This is a genomic window from Burkholderia sp. WP9 (assembly GCF_900104795.1).
In the GTDB taxonomy this organism is placed as follows: Bacteria; Pseudomonadota; Gammaproteobacteria; order Burkholderiales; family Burkholderiaceae; genus Paraburkholderia.
The window spans coordinates 3,341,111-3,357,867 of the sequence record NZ_FNTG01000002.1 but is presented as its reverse complement, the minus strand read 5'-3'; the positions used below and the strand labels follow the sequence as shown (position 1 = coordinate 3,357,867).

Genomic DNA, 16,757 nt, shown 5'->3' with positions numbered 1-16,757 from the left:
CGTCGCATCTTGCCGTTCCCACGGCGAAGGCCGCGCCGGGATCTCTCCTATTTCGGCGCTTACTGCACGGTAATCGTTTCCTTCATATTCGGGTGGATGCCGCAAAACACCTTGTACACGCCTGGCTTGTCGAACTTGAACTGGTAAGTGTCGTTCTGATCGAGCGCGGCGGAGCGAAACATGCCCGCGTCGTTCACGACGGTATGCGGTTCGCCGTCGAGGTTTTTCCAGGTCACAGTCGAGCCGGCTTTGACCGTCAGTTCCATCGGCGAGAACATGAAGTTCTTGATGACGACCGCGTTCGGCGTTTCCGCCCGCGCCACCGAGAACCCCGACAATGCCGCAAACAATGCCGAACTGGCAGCCATTACGAGAAAAACGCGGCGAATGTTTTTAGTTTGCATAACTGATCTCCTGCAAGAAGAAAGTATCGATCAAACCAGTGTCGTGTCGTTCAGCGTCGCCTTGAGCGGATGCCGCGTGACTTTGATGCTGGTGACCCCAAGCATTTTCGGGAGCTGGTCGCTAGCCACCGTCAAAGGTCCGGGGCCGGTTCCGTTGCCGGCCGTCGGCTGCGGATAGGCCGTCGAGCGCGCCGTATGGAAGGTGATGTTGCCCTCCACTTTCGACACGATCTGATGAATGTGGCCGTTCAGCACCGTCACCGAGCCGAAGCGCTTCAGATAGGTCATCGCCTGGCCGGCATCGCCGGTGCCCCAGCCCCACGGCTCGTAGATCGTCCACATCGGCATATGCGCGAACACGACGATCGGTGTGCTGGACGAACGCCCCTTCAGATCGTTTTCGAGCCACTCGAGCTGTTCGTCGCCCAGACCGCCCAGGCCGTTCGGCTTGAAGTGCATGACGTTGACGAGGCCGACGAAGTGCACGCCCTGGTGGTCGAAGCTGTAATAGCCCTTGTTGTCCGAGGGCTTGCCGAACCGGCTGAAGTATTCCGTTCCCGGGCCGTCCGTCACGTCGTGCTCGCCTGGCACGGTATGCAGCTCGGTGATCTTCAGACCGGACATCAACTGGGCCGCGAGATCGAACTCCGCAGGTTTGGAAAGGTGCGTGATATCGCCGGTATGAATAGTCAGCGCGGGCTTGACCGGCATCGCGTTGACGTACTCGATGGTCTGCTTCAGCGTGCCCGCCACGTCCGGGTTGGCTTCCTTGTTAAAGCCGATGTGCGAGTCGCTGATCTGCAGGAAAAGCGGCACGCCGGAGCTAGCCGCGGACGATTTCTGGTCCGCGGCGAGCGCCAGTTCCACCGGCGTCAGTATCCCGCCGGACAAAACGAATACGGTGCCCAGGCCACCGAATGCAAGACACTTCAGCGCGCCGCGACGCGACGCGTCGAACGAATGATCTGACGACATGTTGACCTCACGATAAAGAGTCGCAGACGGGCCGCGGATTATCCGGCGGCCCTTGCGGATCGGTTCGTCAGGCATGACTGGACCGGCCCCGGTTTTATTCCCGGGGTAATCCATCGCGCAGGTCTTTTTTGTCAGTCGGCACAGCTGCAACGAAAAAGCGGCCCGCCTCGCTGCATGGCGAGGCGGGCCGCTGCGCTACTCTGACCTTCTGCTTACTGAGCTTGCTGCGCCTGTGGCTTCTGCCGCAACTTGCCTTGATAGCGGATCGTCGGACGCAGCGACTGCGTCGTCGGCGTTGCCATCATCAACTGATGCGCAAGCGGCGCGGCCGCCGGACTCAGCGAGCCGATACTCGTGGCGCGCGACGGATCCGCCAGACCGTTTTTCACGAGCAGCTTCGCCTCGAGTTGCAGACTGGTCAGCAGCACCGGATCCTTCAGCGCATTGCCCTGCGCCAGCAGCTGGCTCCATGCATTGTTGCTGTAGTTGGTCACGTAGTAGTCGAGACCGCTCGGATCGGCGAGCACCGCGGAACAGCCGTTCAGACGCACCTGGGTTTGCGTGTCCTTCATTGCCAGCGTCTTGCGTGAAGCCAGCCCGTCACCGTACGCGAGCGTCAGCGGAATGGTCCACTGCGTACCCGGATACTGATTCTGGTTCGGGAACGGCGCCTGTTTCAGCGTGACCACGGTCTGATTGGTCGTCAGGTCGCATTGCGTATCGAGCGAAATCAGAGGCACGCCGGTCTGCCGCACGAAGCTGTCGCCGATCGCCACCATCGGCTCACCGCTAACCTTCGCCAGTTCGTCCCACAGACGCTTCGGCGTGACGTTGCCGAGCGAATAGTCGGCGAGGTACGACTGCAAGCCCTTGCGCATGACTTCTTCGCCGAGATAGTTCTCCAGCATCTTCAGCACGTGACCACCCTTGTCGTACGTGAAGGCGCTCGCGCTCAGCACGAAGTCATTCGAAGCCCAGCCGTTGAAGTTCGGCTGCACCGGGAACGCGGTGGACTTCAGATCCGCATTGATCACGGCGTACTTGTTCTTCACGTCGTCGACCCAGCTGAAGCGGTCCGGGAAGAAGCGCACCTTGGTCTTGTTCTCGAAGAAGGTCGCGAACGATTCGTTGAGCCAGACGTCGTCCCACCAGTCGAGCGTGACGAGGTCGCCGAACCATTGATGCGCGGCTTCGTGTGTGAGCACCGTCACGCCGTAATCGGACATGGTGGTGCCGGGCGCCGGCAGAATATCGTCGGCGAATTCGAGAATCGCGCCCCAGTTCTCCATGCCGCCGAAGTTCAGGTCCTTCTGCTCCTTGAACGCGTCGTTGGCCGCGATCGTGTCGAACTTGGTGAGCGGCAACGGAATGCCGGTGTAGCGATAGTAGTAATCGAGCGCCTGCTTGGTTTGCTGCATGGCCGGTTTGGCCCAATCGCGCATGCCGGGCGGTGTGAAGATGCGCAGATGCAGACCTTTGCCGTCGGGCAGCGGGCTTGTGAAGTCGTCTTCGAGAATGTCGAACTGGCCGCCGCCGAAAAACAGCAGATACGACGGCATGGGCGGCGTCTTTTCGAACGACACCAGCTTGTAGCCTGCATCCACGTTGACCGCGGGCTTCTCCGCCGCATTCGAGACCACGTTCCAGTTTTGCGGCACTTCCGCGCTCACCTCGTAGGTCGGCCGGAAGGCCGGCTCGTCCCAGCCGGGGAACCATTGGCGCGCCAGGTTCGATTCGCCTTGTGTGAGAATCGCGCCGCTCGTGGTGCCATCCGTTGACTTCAGATCGACGCGGAACACGCCTTCCGCCGCGGAGCAACCCGGATAGGGATCATCGCCGCAACTGCCGCCGGTCTTCGCGACCGGATCGTCGTAAGTCTTGAAGTTGATGATGCCGCTCCACTCCATATGCAGCGAGTAGTTGCCGGCGGCGATCTGCCCGCTCACGGGGCGAAGCTGGTAGAAATCGCCGTCGTCCTGCGGCGTGGCGATCAACGCAATGTTGCCCGGCTGAAGCGTGATCGTGCCATTCGTGAACTTGACCCGGTGCCCGGCGATGGTGATCGCGTTGACCGCCTTCTGCACCTTGATCTGCACGTCGGCCCGGCCATCGAACGAAGACAGCGCGGGATTCGGCCGGAACCAGAGCTTGTAGTTGATCGGCGTAACCGTGTCGGGCAATTCGACCGGTGGCACCGTCTTGTTGATCGATGTGTCCGCAACGACCGGCGCGGCGGGCGGGGTCAGCGCCACCTCGGAGGCAGCCGGCGCGGTCGCGGGTGTCTGCCCGGATTTGCTCGCCAACGACGACGAGCCGTCGCTGCCGCCGCATCCCGCCAGAACCGCAATTCCGGCGAGTGCGAGGCACTGCATCTGCAATCGGAAATTTATACGCATTATTAATCCTCGACTGACAATATCGGTATAAAGAAAGTGCGTTGAGTGGTTCAGCTTGTTTTCTCTGTTTTTCAGAGAAAAAGGTCTCCCGCACTAGCACCGAATTGCTAGCGAGAATATTTGGACGTGTTGGCGCCTCAGCACTTGTGGCTGATTTTCAAATCGCGCTACGCGTTTATTACAATGCTTTCACAAAGACAGCTTCGGCCGTTTTTGTCGGCTTTCATTCAATCGTTTAACTGACCGGCAAAGCGGCGGCTTACCTGCGTCTCCGGGCAGATAGCGAAATCCGAGATCAGTTTTTGACGACAGTGCGTAGCCTAGTTTGGCAAACGTTCCCGTGTCAACTTCCTTTCACAAACTTTCTTTCAGCCGGGCAATGCGTATGCGAACCGAATGGCTTCGGTAATGAGATCGAGTTAATCCTCTAAGACTCGCAATATCGCCTGCAACTACGGGAAAGCTTATTTTTCTTTTGTTCGGATTATGTTATGGCGCGACCATGCAGCTGAATAACCTACGGCGAGGTTTTAATTTGAACTAGCTGGAGAGTTCAGAAAAGGATTCGGCGCGAATAATGCGCTATCCGTTCACCGCCGCTACGATTCGCGCGCACATGGCCTTGTCGGGTAATGGGCCCGAACCGGCCCGCACATTGTCCGCCATGTATTGCGGACGCCCGGTGCCCGGAATCACCACCGTCACCGCCGGCTGCGCGAGCACGAACTTCAGCAGAATCTGCGCCCAACTCGTGCAGCCGATTTCCGCAGCCCACTCAGGCAGCGGCGTTTTGCTGACGCGTGCAAGCAGGCCGCCACCGCCGAAGGGCTGATTGATCACCACGCCAATGCCGAACTCCGCCGCAAGCGGCAAGATGCGCGTCTCTGCGGCGCGGTCGTCCGCCGCGTAGTTGACCTGTACGAAGTCGGGCTTTTCGTTGCGCATGACGGCCGCCACTTCATCGAATGCGCTAGACGTGTAGTGCGTAATGCCGATATAGCGAATCCGGCCGCGCGCTTTCCAGTCGCGCAATGTGGCGAGTTGCGTGCGCCAGTCCAGCAGGTTATGCACCTGCATCAGGTCGATGCGCGGTTGCTGAAAGCGGCGCAATGATTCTTCCATTTGCGCGATGCCCGCTTCGCGTCCTTCGGTCCAGACTTTGGTGGCGACGAAGGCTTTATTGTGCGCGTCGAGTTGCGTGAGCAACGCACCGGCGACCGCTTCCGAAGAACCGTACATCGGCGAAGAATCGATCGTCGAACCGCCGGCCTCGAACAGAATGCGCAGAACGCCGGCAATTTGTGCGCGAGCGGCGGGATCGTTGCCGACATCGAAGGTACGCCATGTGCCGCAGCCGACCACAGGCAGTCGCTCCCCTGTCGCGGGAATCACGCGTTGCGCCATGCGCGGCAACGGCGTCGTGGATTCGGTTTGAGATTGATCTGGCGTTTGCGCCGGGGCCAGCCTCGGCAAAGCAAGCGAAGCCGACAGGCCGATTGCCGTGCTACTCGCTGTGTGCAGAAAACGGCGTCTGCCGGAAAGCCTTGCAGCGTCTTTCGACGAAAGTGCCATGACGTGCCCTCCATTCGCGCGCAATACAGTGACTCTGTACGATACGGCAAATCGGCATGGCACGTTGAGCGCCGGCTAATGCGGCACAGCCGCAAAGTGTTCTACTTGCGCGATCATGCGCAACACCCCCGCTAGCGGATGAAGCGACCGCAGATCGGCATGCTGCCACGCCGCGCCATAAAAGACGACTCGCCACGACCTGCCGCCGCGAACTGATCCGCCGCCATGGCGGACCCCGCTGCGGCGCCGATCGCGACGACCACGATCGCGATCCGGCGCAGCCGCCCGCCTCGACCGGCGAGCGAACCCGACACGCTTTGCCAGCTGGACAGCAAGGTCATTGTGAGGGCAACTATCGCGCAGCACATGACGCCTCCTTAAGCATTCGCTGTGGCGCGCTCTGGCCGCGCCGGAAACGGATTGCGCCATGCATCGATCGCGTTCAACTGATCGTGCCAGCGCTGCACTTCCGGAAACTCGTCAAGCGGCATCGCGGCGCTTTTTGCGTACGGCAGCGTGACGCCCACGGAGAAATCCGCGACCGACATGTCATCACCCAGCAGCCACTTGCGCCCCTTTAGATGCTGGTTCAGCACGGCGGCATGTTTGCGGAAAAACCCTTGAGCTTCTGCAACCTTCGAAGGCTCGGGCTCGCCTAGTCCGACCCACGGCTTGATCAGATACTCGAAATAAAGCGAACCCGCGTGCCGGTATAGGTGCTGATTATTCCAGCTGAACCAGCGCGTGATTTCGATCTGCTGCTGTGCGTCGCGCGGCCACAGTCTGGATTCGGCGCGCTGCGCAAGGTGGCAGATAACCGCATCGGATTCCCAAATGCTCTTATCGCCGTCGACGAGACACGGCACCTTGCCGTTCGGATTGATCGCCAGATAGGCGGGCCTCGTCTGCTCGCCATTGCGCAGATCGACAAAGACGTATTCGATTGGCAACCCTAAGTACCCAGCCATTGCGCAGGCTTTTCTGGGAGACAGCGTTTCAGCATAGTAGAGCTTCATAGTGGACCTCGATATGCGTTGACTTGCCCGGAATGTGCTTTATTCGCCCGCGTTTTCCAGTTCGGCGAACAGTGCTTCCAGCTTCTCGAATGCACCGTTCCAGCCGGTGCGATGACCGTCGCGCGCGGCTTCGTCGAAGAACTGCGCGTGCGTGAAATTCAGTTCGGTGCCTTCTTCGATCGGCCGAAATCTGATCGTGACCAGCGACCGGCGTTCCGGCAACGTCACCCACTCCCACGTGAATACGAGCTTGCGGTCTGCTTCGACTTCCTGGTACTCACCGCGGCAGTCGTGCGTTTCGCCATCCAGCGTCTGGAACACCACGCGAAAGCGACCGCCCACGCGAGGGTCCGCTTCGGCACTCAACACCGGTCCGGCGTCGGGCCCCCACCAACGCGCCATCAACGCCGGCCGCGTCCATGCCGCGTAGACTTTTTCGGGTGGCGCTTTAATGCGCCGCACGAGGGTCAGGCTGGGCTTTTCCTCGATCATTCTTCGTTACCCTCCACAAAATCGGCAAGCCGGTCGAGGCTCGCGGACCAGAAGCGTTCATAGCGCCGCAACCACGCCATGGCCTCTTCCATCGGCCCGGGGACCAGTTCTACCGTGACGGTTCGGCCATGCTTCGTGCGCGCCACCAGACCCGCGTCGCTCAGCACGTCGAGGTGCTTCATGACGGCGGGCAGTTTGAGCGGCAACGGACGCGCGATTTCCGTGACCGACAGACCGGGCTCGCGCTCGAGACGCGCGAGGATGGCCCGCCGCGTGGGGTCCACGAGGGCGGAAAACGTACGATCGAGTTGACTGACTGGAGACTTCACCATATGGTGAACTATAGACGCTGAACGCGCGGAGTCAAGGTCGTTTTGGCTAGATCAATCCGCGAGCTTGCAACTCGTGCGACAGAGCGTCGACACCGACAAACCTGTGGCCCTGCAGTCCCGCATCGATCGCGCCGTTCACGTTGGCGTCCGTGTCATCGACGAACAGCGTTTCAGCCGGTGCTACGCCAAGCTGATCGACGCAACGCAAATAGGTCTGCGGTGCGGGTTTCGCGGCACCGTACAGCGCCGATGAATAGACATGCGAGCCGAACAGCCGCGCCACCGGCGGATTGAGATACCCAATGTTATCGGTCAACAACCGGCAATTGTTCGTCAGCACCGCGATGCGACTGCGTTCGGCAACTTTCGCGGCCAGCGCGAGCGCGTCCTCGTTCGGCGTAATCGACGCGTGACGGGCAGCAAGCCAGTCGTCGCGGCTGATCGGGTGATTCAACAGAATGCCTAACTCGCGCAAATACTCGTCATCGCTGATCTCGCCAGCGTCCGCACGCGCTTCGAGACCAGAACCCCAGATCGCGTGACGCACGGCTTGCGGCGTACACCCCACGCACGCCGCCAGATGTTCAGCCCGCACGTCACGGTCGTAATGGGACAGAACACCTTCCATGTCGAACAGAACCAGCGTGATGGATGCGGTCATGCTATCGGCCTCACGTCGAAACGTTTCAGGAACGGAGAGACCACCTGGCGCGATGACGCCGAACGGTCGCCTCTTTCCATTGTGCCTCGACAAAACCGCCAATGCCTGCAACGAACTCTTGCCGGGACAAACCGAAAAAAACTTTTCCGCCACAGGAATAAAGCTGCAACACCGCGCGTTCAATAAGCGCAATGACCATCGGTCAGAACAGAGAGGTGTGGCCATGAAATCTGTGCTTAAGGCATTGGGCGTCGCCGTGGGCGGCGCGGCGTTGGTGAGTTTCGTCGCGGCATGCGGCGGTTCCAACTCGGTCAGTATGCAGTCGTATACATCGACAGCGCTCGTATCGGACGGCGCAGTCGCGGCAGCGCATACCGACCCTAACCTGAAAAACGCGTGGGGCGTTGCGTTCAATCCGAAGGGTTTCGTCTGGGTCGCGGACAACGCCACCTCGCGCGCGACGCTTTACGATGGCAACGGCACGCCACAGTCTCTAGTCGTCAGCATTCCGAATGGAACGAACGGTCCGGCGAATCCGACCGGCATTGTCTTCAATGGCACGACGGACTTCGTCGTGACGCAAGGCGGCAAGTCCGGCGTGGGCGCATTCATCTTTGCCGGCGAAGGCGGTACGATTACGGCGTGGGCTCCGACGGTCGCCCCGACCGCCGCATTCGTCGTGTTCGACAGCGGCAGCAGCGGCGCGGTCTACAAAGGCCTCGCGATGGCAAGCAACGGAGGCGCCAACTTTCTCTACGCCACCGACTTTCACAACAACAGAATCGACGTATTCGACAGAAGCTTCACGAAGGTTGCAACGTCGGGCAAGTTTCAGGATGCGTCGATACCGGCAGGCTTTGCGCCGTTCGGTATTCAGGCAATCGGCGCGAAGCTCTTCGTGACCTACGCCAAGCAGGACGCAGAGGCGCACGACAACCTCGACGGCGCCGGCCTCGGTTTCGTCGATATCTTCGATACGGCAGGCAACCTGCTGCAGCGTTTTGCTTCGGCGGGCGCGCTGAATGCGCCGTGGGGAATCACACAGGCGCCGGCCAATTTTGGACGGTTTAGCGGCGACGTGCTGGTTGGGAACTTCGGCGACGGCACGATCAATGCCTTCGATCCGGTCAGCGGGCAATCGCTTGGCGCGATCAATCTGCCTGACGGAAGCGCGTTCGTCCAGCACGGTCTGTGGGGCATCGCGTTCGGTAACGGGCTCAGCAATCAGCCGGTCAATACGCTGTTTTTCGCGGCCGGTCCGAATGACGAAGCGAACGGGGTTTATGGACGCATCGACGTGAAAATGTGACGAGCGGCGCGTGGGAGCGCTCGCCGCGGCGCATGGGTAAGCGACGCGGCTAGCTCTTCACGCTGCGCAATGCATACGCGGACAACGACGCGAGCCGCCCTACGCTCAGCATCCTCGCGATCCGCTTCAGGGCGTGGCGCACGCGGCCACGCACATGCGCGACGCGCATGTGGCGCCAGAAACGGTCCGGCACGAAATCGTCAAAACGCGCTTCCTTTTCGAGCAACGCCTTGCCACCCGGCAAATGGACGAACGAGCAGCAGCGAAACCACCGGACGTCTCGATAGTTGTTGCCTGGCCAATGACGACCTACCGCCTGATATGCGCCGACCTCGATCAGCACCTGCCCTTCGTCGCCCAGCGCATTGAGCGCGGCCGAGATGAACGCTTCGTCGCCGTGATGCCTCAGGCGCGCGCTTTCGCTTAGGTAGCGCGCGTAACTGGCTCGCGCACGCGGCACGAGCCGGCGCAGCGAAGCCGGCGTCGCAAGCATGAACTCGCCGCCATACCAGCGAGGATTTTTGAGCCGCCGGTCAGCGACGATTTCCAGATCCGCGACCACACGCTCGCTGCCGTAGGCCGGAAAGACCTGATCCGAAATGTCGAATACGCCGAGGCCGGCTTGCGCGCATCGCTCGATCAGGTCGGGCGCGAGCGGCAGCAGGGCCACCATGTCGGCGTCGAGCAATAGCATCATCGTGTCGGCGGGCAAAGTCGCCGCGACCTGATCCATCAGATCGAGTTTGAAATGCGCGGCGTAGAACGGCGTGTTCTTCGGCAGATCGATCGTCGCCGTAAGTGTCGCTACTGCCGGCCGGTTCGCCGCCGGCATACTTTCCAGACGGCGCGCGACGAGCGCCGGCGCGTTCGTCATGATGGTCAGGGTCGGCATGCCCACGCGCCGTAAGCTGTTATTCAGGCAGATCGCCTGGCTTACGTACGAGAGCGGATCGCGATTCGTCGCGTTGGGGCCCGGCTCCGCATCGACATCCACATAAACGAGAGTGCAAGGAAAAAGATTCACATTGTTCCTCACCATGCGCGAGCGACAGATCGCCTTCTGGCGCCCCGCCGTTGCTGTCCGAAGATGATCTACATGTTCTTGCCTTGAGGTGTAACAGCCCCGCAAGGTGTGCAGTATCGGAAACCGCGATTCGTGCCATCTCGGCGTCATATTCGAACCGGGTACGTTGATCTGCGGCGATGGAGTCGGATGAGCCGGGGCGCAGATATCACGTTTGAACTATCGTTTCACGTCCTTGCATTGCCTTTCCGCCAAAAAGCAGAGAGACGCGACGCGTGAGCCGCCGAGGTCCACATGGACCATGGGCTTCTCGCAATAATTGCAGATGCATGATTGAGCGTCCGCGAATAACTTACTTGTTAGCAACCCGCACACGCGTTTTTTCGGATTGCCGCCGCGGGCCGCTTGCGAGGCTAAAGTCCGATGATTGCCTGATTCCGGCGTGCCCGCCTCCGCTTCGCGTTTTATCGAAAAAGAAAACAGGCGCCTCAATAGCTCGGCAGCAATGTGTTGTCTAGACAAACACCGCTTTGCGGCGCCAGCGCAGTCGCAATCAACCTAGCGATGTTGCGGCTGCCGCAGCGGCCTGAAGAACTGGCGAATGTCGGCGGCAAGCAAATCGGGTTTCTCCATCGCTGCGAAGTGCCCGCCCGCCGGCATGTCGGTCCATTGCACGACATTGAAAGTTCTTTCGAGCCAACTGCGCGGTGGATGATTGATCTCCTTCGGAAAATGCGCAAAGCCGACCGGCGGCACAACACGTTGTCCTTCGGCGAAGCGCATCGGCTGCAGACGGTTTTCCCAGTACATCTGAATCGCCGTGCCGATACATTGGGTGTGCCAGTAGAGCGAGATGTTAGTGAGCAGTTCGTCCTTCGAAAACACACTCTCGACGTCGCCTTCGCAATCGCTCCATGCGCGAAACTTCTCGGCGATCCATGCCGCCAGTCCCACAGGCGAATCATTGAGCGAGGCTGCCAGCGTCTGTGGTTTGGTGGTGTGCATGTGGGCATAACCGCCTTCGAGCGCGGCCCATTCGTTCTTCTCCCGCAAGAATCTTTCCTCTGCCGCCGTGAGCGGCATCTGCGCCGCGCCGATGGCCGGCTCATACGAACTCGGCAGGAAGTTGAGATGAATGCCGTCCACGATTCGCGGATGCCGCGCGGCAAGCGCGATCGACACGCCGGCGCCCAGATCGCCGCCTTGCGCGCCGAAGCGCTCGTAACCGAGGCCGTGCATCAGCGACGCCCACACGTCCGCCACCTGGAACGCGGACATGCCAGGCTGAGCGGGCGCCTGCGAGAACGTGAAGCCGGGCAGCGAAGGCACGACGACATCGAAAGCGTCGGCGTAATCGCCCCCGAACGCGGCCGGGTCGCACAAGCGGTCGAGCAGCGCATGGAACTCCATGAATGATCCCGGCCAGCCATGCGTGATCACCAGTGGATAAGGCGCGGGACCCACGCCACGCCGGTGCACGAAATGCACGCGCTGACCCTGCACATTGGCGAAAAATTGAGGCTGCCGATTCAAGCCGCGCTCGGCCGCGCGCCAATCGAAATGCCCGCCCCAATACGCGGCCAGTTCGCGCAGCCACGTCGCGTCGATGCCCTGCTGCCAGGCTGGCGACGGCGTTGCCGGCGCCCAGCGGGTCGCGCGAATACGCTGACGAAGATCATCGACGTCATGATCCGCAATGGCAATCTGAAACGGTTCTATCTGCATGGCAAGTCGTCCGGCGCAGCGGCAAGGTTAGCGTGCTCGCCTGACTCGACAACGAACTTCGCACACGCCGTTCAATGAGGAGGCTGAGTTAGCCGGCTGAGTCACGGCATTGAGTCATCGAGCGAGCACAGGGCAAACTGCATGGTACACAATGGCGCATTTTCTGTTTTGCGTCCTGGAGACTGCCATGCTTGGAGCGCTCGCTGTTCTGCTCACCTTCCAGTGCCTCGGCGAAGGTGTTTCGTATGTGTTCCACATACCGGTGCCCGGGCCCGTGATCGGCATGCTGCTGTTATTCGGCTTCCTGATGCTGCGCCCGCAATCCGCCGATGCGATCGAGCCGACCGCGCTCGAATTACTGCGCCATCTGTCCTTACTGTTCGTTCCGGCGGGCGTCGGCATCATGGTGTCGGCGAGCCGGATTCGTGGCGACGCCGTCGCGGTGATCGTCTCCATTGCCATCAGCACGTCTCTCGCCATTGCCGTGGCTGCACTCGTCACGCGCGCGCTGATGCGCCGCCAGCGCCGCGATCCATCCGTTACGGAGGCCGTGTAATGACCGCCATTCCGAAGCTCGGCGCCATCTGGGTCTATCTCGCCGCGACTCCCTTGCTCGGGCTGACGATCACGCTGATCGCCTACCTCATCGCCCAGGCCATCTATGCGAAGGCGCGCTTCAATCCGCTTGCCAATCCCGTGCTGATCGCGGTGGCGCTGCTGGTCGCGCTGCTCGAAGTGACGCGCACGCCCTACGCGACCTACTTTGAAGGCGCGCAATTCGTCCACTTCCTGCTCGGTCCCGCGACGGTGGCGCTCGCGCTGCCACTCTACCGGCAGTGGCCGAAACTGCGCCGCTCCGCATTGCCGCTGATCGGCGGGCTCGTCGCCGGGTCATTGACGGCCATCGTTTCGGCGGTCGGCGTGGCTGCGCTGTTCGGTGCGTCGCATCAAACGATTGCGTCGCTTGCGCCGAAATCGGCGACCACGCCGATCGCGATGGCGGTCGCTTCCGAGATCGGCGGCATTCCCTCGTTGACGGCCGTGCTCGTCATTTCGACGGGCGTATTCGGCGCCGTGTTCGCGCGCGCCATTCTCAACGCCCTGCGTATCGCGGAACCCGAGGTGCGTGGTTTCGCGCTGGGTATCGCGTCGCATGGCATCGGCACGGCGCGCGCTTTTCAGGTGAGCGAGGAAATGGGCGCGTTCGCCGGCCTGGGCATGGGGCTCAACGGCGTGTTCACCGCGTTCGTGGTGCCGGTGTTGATGCCGCTCGCGGCGCGGTGGGTGATTGGGTGAGTCGCTGAGCGACTGAATGCTGACTGGCCGGTTAAATGATGCTGAAACCGCCGACTGGCTGCAAGGCTCGCCGGCCGCCTCCTGGCATGCACCTGCCGTTGGCTGGATAATGACGGCTTCCCTCACCGACTGAACGGAGTTTGCTGCGATGTCTGCCTATGAATCCAAAGTGCCGCGCGTGCTGTTGACGAACGACGACGGTATCGACGCGCCCGGCCTCGCCGTACTCGAAGCGGTCGCTGCCGAGCTTGCGCACGAAGTCTGGGTGGTCGCGCCCGAGCACGATCAGAGCGGCACGTCGCATTCGATCAGCCTGCATTCACCGCTGCGGGTGAGCCGCCAGGGCGAGCGGCGTTTCGGCGTGGTGGGCACGCCCGGCGATTGCGTCGTGATGGGCGTCCGCCACCTGATGCGCGACGCGCCGCCCACGCTGATTCTTTCCGGCATCAATCGCGGCGGCAATCTTGGCGTGGAAACGATGTTCTCGGGCACTGTCGGCGCCGCCATGACGGGGCTGCTGCTGGGGTTGCCGTCGTTCGCACTGAGCCAGACCTTCAGCAACCGCGACAACGTGCGCTGGGACACGGCTCGCGCGCTCGCGCCCGGCGTGATCCGCCAGTTGCTCGCTATCGAGCATGCCGCGCCCACCTGCCTGAACATCAACTTCCCCGATGTCGACGCGGCCCACGCCGGCCCACTCACGCCGACCCGCCAGGGCGTCGGGCTCGTCGAAGATATCGACGTGTTGCCGCAAGTCGATCCACGCGGCATGGCCTATCACTGGTTGCGCTTTCAACGGGGCGCACGAGCGAACGATCCCGACAGCGAAACGGCCGTGGTGGCGTCAGGACGCGTGTCGGTCACGCCGCTCGCCTTCGACCGCACCGACGAGCCCATCTTCGCGCGGCTCGCGGCTTCGTTGAGTTAGCCCTTCAATATATCGCCGATAGTCAGCGGGTCAGCGGGTCAGCACATCGCCAATCGTCCGTCTCCCTGATCTTACGGACGTGACGCGCCGGTGATGCTCGGCACTCCACCTGGACCCGCGGGATCGGGATTGCCAAACGCGGGAAGGCTGCCGTTCTCACGGGCACGCTCGATCTCCGCGCGCACCTGTGCACGCGTTTTCGGGCCGCCGTCCGTTTTCAGCACCGCGTTGCCCGCAGACGTGGACTGGACCACCGGCGTTGACAGCACCGTGGTTTGCGCCGTCAGTTCGGCTTGCGGGCGCGCTGGTGCTGTGGGTACCTCCAGCGGCGCTTGCGGCGCGGGTTGGATAGATAGTGCCGGCGCGGCAACGGGCGCGCTGATCAAGCTCGGCGGCGCATTCAGCGCTGCAGCTGGAGTCGACGGTTGGCCGAACGCAGGCGGTCCACCGGTGACCACCGCCCTCGCGTTCGGCGCGCTACGGCTGTCGAGGCCTGCCACCAGTTTGTCCAGCGCCGCCTGACTCCTGACATGATTCGACGCGTAATGGGTTGCTTCGCGGGAGGCAACTCGGATATCGCGCGACCGGCCGTGTCTTATCGATGACGACGACGTTCGTGCCGCCTTCGAAGCCGGTTGCAGCGTCTTCTCGACACGGTCTACCGTCGTTGCGTGCTGCGCATTATCGGCACGCGCCTGCACTTCTCTTTGCAGTGCGCGCACCTGAGCATCGTCCTGATGTGCGGAACGAGCCGCGTCCAGTTGCGCCTGCGCGCCGGCAAGATCGTTGCGTTGCAGACTGTCGCGCGCCGCCTGCAGGCTCGTGGCGGTGGTGCCGGTCGCGCTCGCCGCGCTCGTTGCGTCGCTGCGAGCAGCAGCCGGTCCGGATATCACCGCACCACTGGTGGTGTCGCCGCGCGTTTGATGAACTGGCGCTTCATTGCGCGCCGTGTCGAATTCGTCCGTCGACAGCCACGGTTTGGCCGCATGCGAGACATATGCCGCGATTGCAACAGCGCTGACGACGAGTCCTGTAAGAACGATCTTCCTGGGTTCGCTATGCATGGGATGCCCCCTTCCAGTCGTGGAGCGTGCGCGGTTGCGAGTTTTGCAAATGCGCCCGAAATCATCAGAGGGTAGCGGCGATCGTGCACGCAGTGCCGCCGCGACGACCGCGAATTCGCGGCCGCAAGGTCCGGCCGAATAAGGCACCTACGAAAGCGCGCGCGAACTGGATGCGTCCATTTTCTATTTATATGGTTCGGACGTCGAATTGTCCGATGGCGCCTATTTTGTTGGCCTAAAAGGACTGGTTGCGCTGCTTTCTTAGGATGATTATTGGAACTCTGAAATGATCATGAACTGTTTAGAGTGTGGCGACGCAGTTCGACGCTTGCCTACACGAGCGGCCCCTCGCCCTGCTTGCCGCGCATCGCCACGGCAATCGAGCTACCGACAATCAACGCAATGCCGAACAGAGACATGGCGCCGATCGTCTCGCCCCACGCCACATAGCCGAACAGCGCCGCCCATACGATGCTCGTGTAGTTGTAAGGCGCGAGCGCACCGGCATCAGCCTGGCGGAACGCCATGGTCATCAGCAATTGCCCAGCCGTGGCGAATCCGCCGAGCAAGGCCATGATCGCGAGCGCCTGCGGCGAAGGCGTGCGCCACGCGAAAAACAGCGAGACGCCGGTGATGATCGTGCCGATCGCCGTGAAGTACAGCACGGTGGTGCGCGAATCGTCGGTGGCGCGAATGCGCTTGATCTGAATGATCGATAGCGCGCCGAAAAAGGCGCTCGCGATCAGCAGCGCGGGACCGAGCCAGTTCGAATGTGAGCCGTCCGGGCGCACCACGAACAGCACGCCGACAAAGCCGACCGTGGCGGCGAGCGCATCGCGCGGTTTGAGCGTTTCCTTCAGCAACAATGGCGCGAGAACGATCACCAGCAACGTCTCCGAGTAGACGATCGCCACCGCGTCACCAAGCGGCATATAGGGCAGACCCGCGAAGAACAGACCCGACGCGCCGAGCAGCGTCAGTGCGCGAATGGTCTGCCCGCGCACATCCATGTGCCGAACCCGCTCCACGATTGGTTTGCCGTGCAGGCACACCGCCACCGCGGGCACGAGGCCGAAAAGCATGCGAAAGAACGTCACTTCGTTGGCCGGATAAGCGAGCGCGACGGATTTGGCGAGCGCGTCGACCAGCGCGAAACAGAACATCGACACGAGGATCAGCGCCACGCTGCGCAGCGGCACGGCGGACGTTCGGACAGCGGTGAGGGGCGGCATAAAGTGTCCTTGCGATGCGCGCGGCAGCGCACCGCCTGATTGGCGTGCCGGCTGCGCGGCCCGCGTCGTTGGAAAACGGATTATGCCTGCGGGCCGGCGCAGCATGGACGCGGAGCATGACATTGACCCGATCCGCATACCCCCCTTCCTGACTTCGCTTAGCGCGATCTTCGCCGCCGAACAATCCGGGGGAAGCACTGATACAGGTCTGCGTAATTAATAATATTATTCATATCGATTTCCGCATCCGTAGGCGACAACGAGGCCAACAACGCCTCTGCTATTGACTCTATCAAAACTCAATAATAATTATGACCATCAATTAAGCGGG

General features: G+C 61.6%; 17 protein-coding genes. 4 read left to right on the top strand and 13 right to left on the bottom strand.

The features are described from left to right. Window positions 1-59 precede the first annotated feature (59 nt). From BLW71_RS36060 to BLW71_RS36020, 9 genes are all read right to left on the bottom strand, one after another. Window positions 60-404, bottom strand: coding sequence for a cupredoxin domain-containing protein (locus tag BLW71_RS36060; protein WP_091808224.1), 345 nt, complete (start codon window positions 402-404; stop codon window positions 60-62). Between the two features lie 30 nt (window positions 405-434). Next, window positions 435-1,379: a metallophosphoesterase family protein gene (locus BLW71_RS36055; RefSeq protein ID WP_091809284.1), complete on the bottom strand. Its 945-nt coding sequence runs from the start codon at window positions 1,377-1,379 to the stop codon at window positions 435-437. A gap of 212 nt (window positions 1,380-1,591) precedes the next feature. Then, complete coding sequence (locus BLW71_RS36050) at window positions 1,592-3,775, bottom strand: M1 family metallopeptidase (protein WP_091808223.1); 2,184 nt, start codon at window positions 3,773-3,775, stop codon at window positions 1,592-1,594. Between the two features lie 582 nt (window positions 3,776-4,357). After that, entirely contained in the window at window positions 4,358-5,347 is a 990-nt protein-coding gene (locus BLW71_RS36045; RefSeq protein WP_091808221.1) for an aldo/keto reductase, read from the bottom strand. A 131-nt stretch (window positions 5,348-5,478) separates the two neighbouring features. After that, on the bottom strand, window positions 5,479-5,688 hold the full coding sequence (locus tag BLW71_RS36040; RefSeq protein WP_091808219.1) for a hypothetical protein: 210 nt from the start codon (window positions 5,686-5,688) through the stop codon (window positions 5,479-5,481). A gap of 36 nt (window positions 5,689-5,724) precedes the next feature. Next, a complete protein-coding gene (locus BLW71_RS36035) occupies window positions 5,725-6,363 on the bottom strand; it encodes a glutathione S-transferase family protein (protein WP_091808217.1) in 639 nt (212 codons plus the stop codon). Window positions 6,364-6,402: 39 nt separating this feature from the next. Next, window positions 6,403-6,855, bottom strand: coding sequence for an SRPBCC family protein (locus BLW71_RS36030; RefSeq protein ID WP_091808215.1), 453 nt, complete (start codon window positions 6,853-6,855; stop codon window positions 6,403-6,405). Further along, window positions 6,852-7,187, bottom strand: a complete 336-nt coding sequence (locus BLW71_RS36025) for an ArsR/SmtB family transcription factor (protein ID WP_091808213.1) — start codon at window positions 7,185-7,187, stop codon at window positions 6,852-6,854. The genes BLW71_RS36030 and BLW71_RS36025 overlap by 4 nt, the downstream gene beginning before the upstream one ends. A gap of 46 nt (window positions 7,188-7,233) precedes the next feature. Continuing rightward, the gene (locus BLW71_RS36020; RefSeq protein ID WP_091808211.1) at window positions 7,234-7,848 is read right to left on the bottom strand and encodes an HAD family hydrolase; all 615 of its coding nucleotides are present in this window, start codon (window positions 7,846-7,848) and stop codon (window positions 7,234-7,236) included. A 223-nt stretch (window positions 7,849-8,071) separates the two neighbouring features. On the opposite strand from BLW71_RS36020, the gene BLW71_RS36015 reads away from it, so the two are divergent. Beyond that, the gene (locus BLW71_RS36015) at window positions 8,072-9,157 is read left to right on the top strand and encodes a TIGR03118 family protein (RefSeq protein ID WP_091809282.1); all 1,086 of its coding nucleotides are present in this window, start codon (window positions 8,072-8,074) and stop codon (window positions 9,155-9,157) included. A gap of 49 nt (window positions 9,158-9,206) precedes the next feature. On the opposite strand, the gene BLW71_RS36010 is transcribed toward BLW71_RS36015, so the two are convergent. Together BLW71_RS36010 and BLW71_RS36005 are read right to left on the bottom strand one after the other, a co-directional pair. After that, the gene (locus tag BLW71_RS36010) at window positions 9,207-10,181 is read right to left on the bottom strand and encodes a hypothetical protein (RefSeq protein WP_091809280.1); all 975 of its coding nucleotides are present in this window, start codon (window positions 10,179-10,181) and stop codon (window positions 9,207-9,209) included. A 558-nt stretch (window positions 10,182-10,739) separates the two neighbouring features. Next, the gene (locus BLW71_RS36005; protein ID WP_091808208.1) at window positions 10,740-11,906 is read right to left on the bottom strand and encodes an epoxide hydrolase family protein; all 1,167 of its coding nucleotides are present in this window, start codon (window positions 11,904-11,906) and stop codon (window positions 10,740-10,742) included. A 187-nt stretch (window positions 11,907-12,093) separates the two neighbouring features. On the opposite strand from BLW71_RS36005, the gene BLW71_RS36000 reads away from it, so the two are divergent. The 3 genes from BLW71_RS36000 (at window position 12,094) to surE (ending at window position 14,130) form a co-directional block, all read left to right on the top strand. Next, the gene (locus BLW71_RS36000; RefSeq protein ID WP_091809278.1) at window positions 12,094-12,462 is read left to right on the top strand and encodes a CidA/LrgA family protein; all 369 of its coding nucleotides are present in this window, start codon (window positions 12,094-12,096) and stop codon (window positions 12,460-12,462) included. After that, the gene (locus BLW71_RS35995; RefSeq protein WP_091808206.1) at window positions 12,462-13,202 is read left to right on the top strand and encodes an LrgB family protein; all 741 of its coding nucleotides are present in this window, start codon (window positions 12,462-12,464) and stop codon (window positions 13,200-13,202) included. Before BLW71_RS36000 ends, BLW71_RS35995 begins: the two co-directional genes overlap by 1 nt. Window positions 13,203-13,350: 148 nt before the next feature. Continuing rightward, window positions 13,351-14,130 (top strand): 5'/3'-nucleotidase SurE, encoded by a 780-nt coding sequence (gene surE, locus BLW71_RS35990; RefSeq protein ID WP_091808204.1) that lies wholly within the window; start codon window positions 13,351-13,353, stop codon window positions 14,128-14,130. 71 nt (window positions 14,131-14,201) lie between these two features. Here the strand turns inward: surE and BLW71_RS35985 are convergent, their stop codons facing one another. Together BLW71_RS35985 and BLW71_RS35980 are read right to left on the bottom strand one after the other, a co-directional pair. Beyond that, window positions 14,202-15,194: a DUF4148 domain-containing protein gene (locus BLW71_RS35985; RefSeq protein ID WP_091808202.1), complete on the bottom strand. Its 993-nt coding sequence runs from the start codon at window positions 15,192-15,194 to the stop codon at window positions 14,202-14,204. Window positions 15,195-15,526: 332 nt separating this feature from the next. Then, window positions 15,527-16,426 carry a DMT family transporter gene (locus tag BLW71_RS35980; RefSeq protein ID WP_091808200.1) on the bottom strand — a complete coding sequence of 300 codons (900 nt, stop codon included), beginning with the start codon at window positions 16,424-16,426 and terminating at the stop codon, window positions 15,527-15,529. Window positions 16,427-16,757 lie beyond the last annotated feature (331 nt).

Bases quoted from the DNA above. Each gene is read 5' to 3' on its own strand.
- BLW71_RS36025 (WP_091808213.1), bottom strand. From the start codon at position 7,187: ATGGTGAAGTCTCCAGTCAGTCAACTCGATCGTACGTTTTCCGCCCTC.
- BLW71_RS36035 (WP_091808217.1), bottom strand. From the start codon at position 6,363: ATGAAGCTCTACTATGCTGAAACGCTGTCTCCCAGAAAAGCCTGCGCA.
- BLW71_RS36015 (WP_091809282.1), top strand. From the start codon at position 8,072: ATGAAATCTGTGCTTAAGGCATTGGGCGTCGCCGTGGGCGGCGCGGCG.
- BLW71_RS36030 (WP_091808215.1), bottom strand. From the start codon at position 6,855: ATGATCGAGGAAAAGCCCAGCCTGACCCTCGTGCGGCGCATTAAAGCG.
- BLW71_RS36040 (WP_091808219.1), bottom strand. From the start codon at position 5,688: ATGACCTTGCTGTCCAGCTGGCAAAGCGTGTCGGGTTCGCTCGCCGGT.
- BLW71_RS36060 (WP_091808224.1), bottom strand. From the start codon at position 404: ATGCAAACTAAAAACATTCGCCGCGTTTTTCTCGTAATGGCTGCCAGT.
- BLW71_RS36050 (WP_091808223.1), bottom strand. From the start codon at position 3,775: ATGCGTATAAATTTCCGATTGCAGATGCAGTGCCTCGCACTCGCCGGA.
- BLW71_RS36005 (WP_091808208.1), bottom strand. From the start codon at position 11,906: ATGCAGATAGAACCGTTTCAGATTGCCATTGCGGATCATGACGTCGAT.
- BLW71_RS35980 (WP_091808200.1), bottom strand. From the start codon at position 16,426: ATGCCGCCCCTCACCGCTGTCCGAACGTCCGCCGTGCCGCTGCGCAGC.
- BLW71_RS36020 (WP_091808211.1), bottom strand. From the start codon at position 7,848: ATGACCGCATCCATCACGCTGGTTCTGTTCGACATGGAAGGTGTTCTG.
- BLW71_RS36055 (WP_091809284.1), bottom strand. From the start codon at position 1,379: ATGTCGTCAGATCATTCGTTCGACGCGTCGCGTCGCGGCGCGCTGAAG.
- BLW71_RS36000 (WP_091809278.1), top strand. From the start codon at position 12,094: ATGCTTGGAGCGCTCGCTGTTCTGCTCACCTTCCAGTGCCTCGGCGAA.
- BLW71_RS36045 (WP_091808221.1), bottom strand. From the start codon at position 5,347: ATGGCACTTTCGTCGAAAGACGCTGCAAGGCTTTCCGGCAGACGCCGT.
- surE (WP_091808204.1), top strand. From the start codon at position 13,351: ATGTCTGCCTATGAATCCAAAGTGCCGCGCGTGCTGTTGACGAACGAC.
- BLW71_RS35985 (WP_091808202.1), bottom strand. From the start codon at position 15,194: ATGCATAGCGAACCCAGGAAGATCGTTCTTACAGGACTCGTCGTCAGC.
- BLW71_RS35995 (WP_091808206.1), top strand. From the start codon at position 12,462: ATGACCGCCATTCCGAAGCTCGGCGCCATCTGGGTCTATCTCGCCGCG.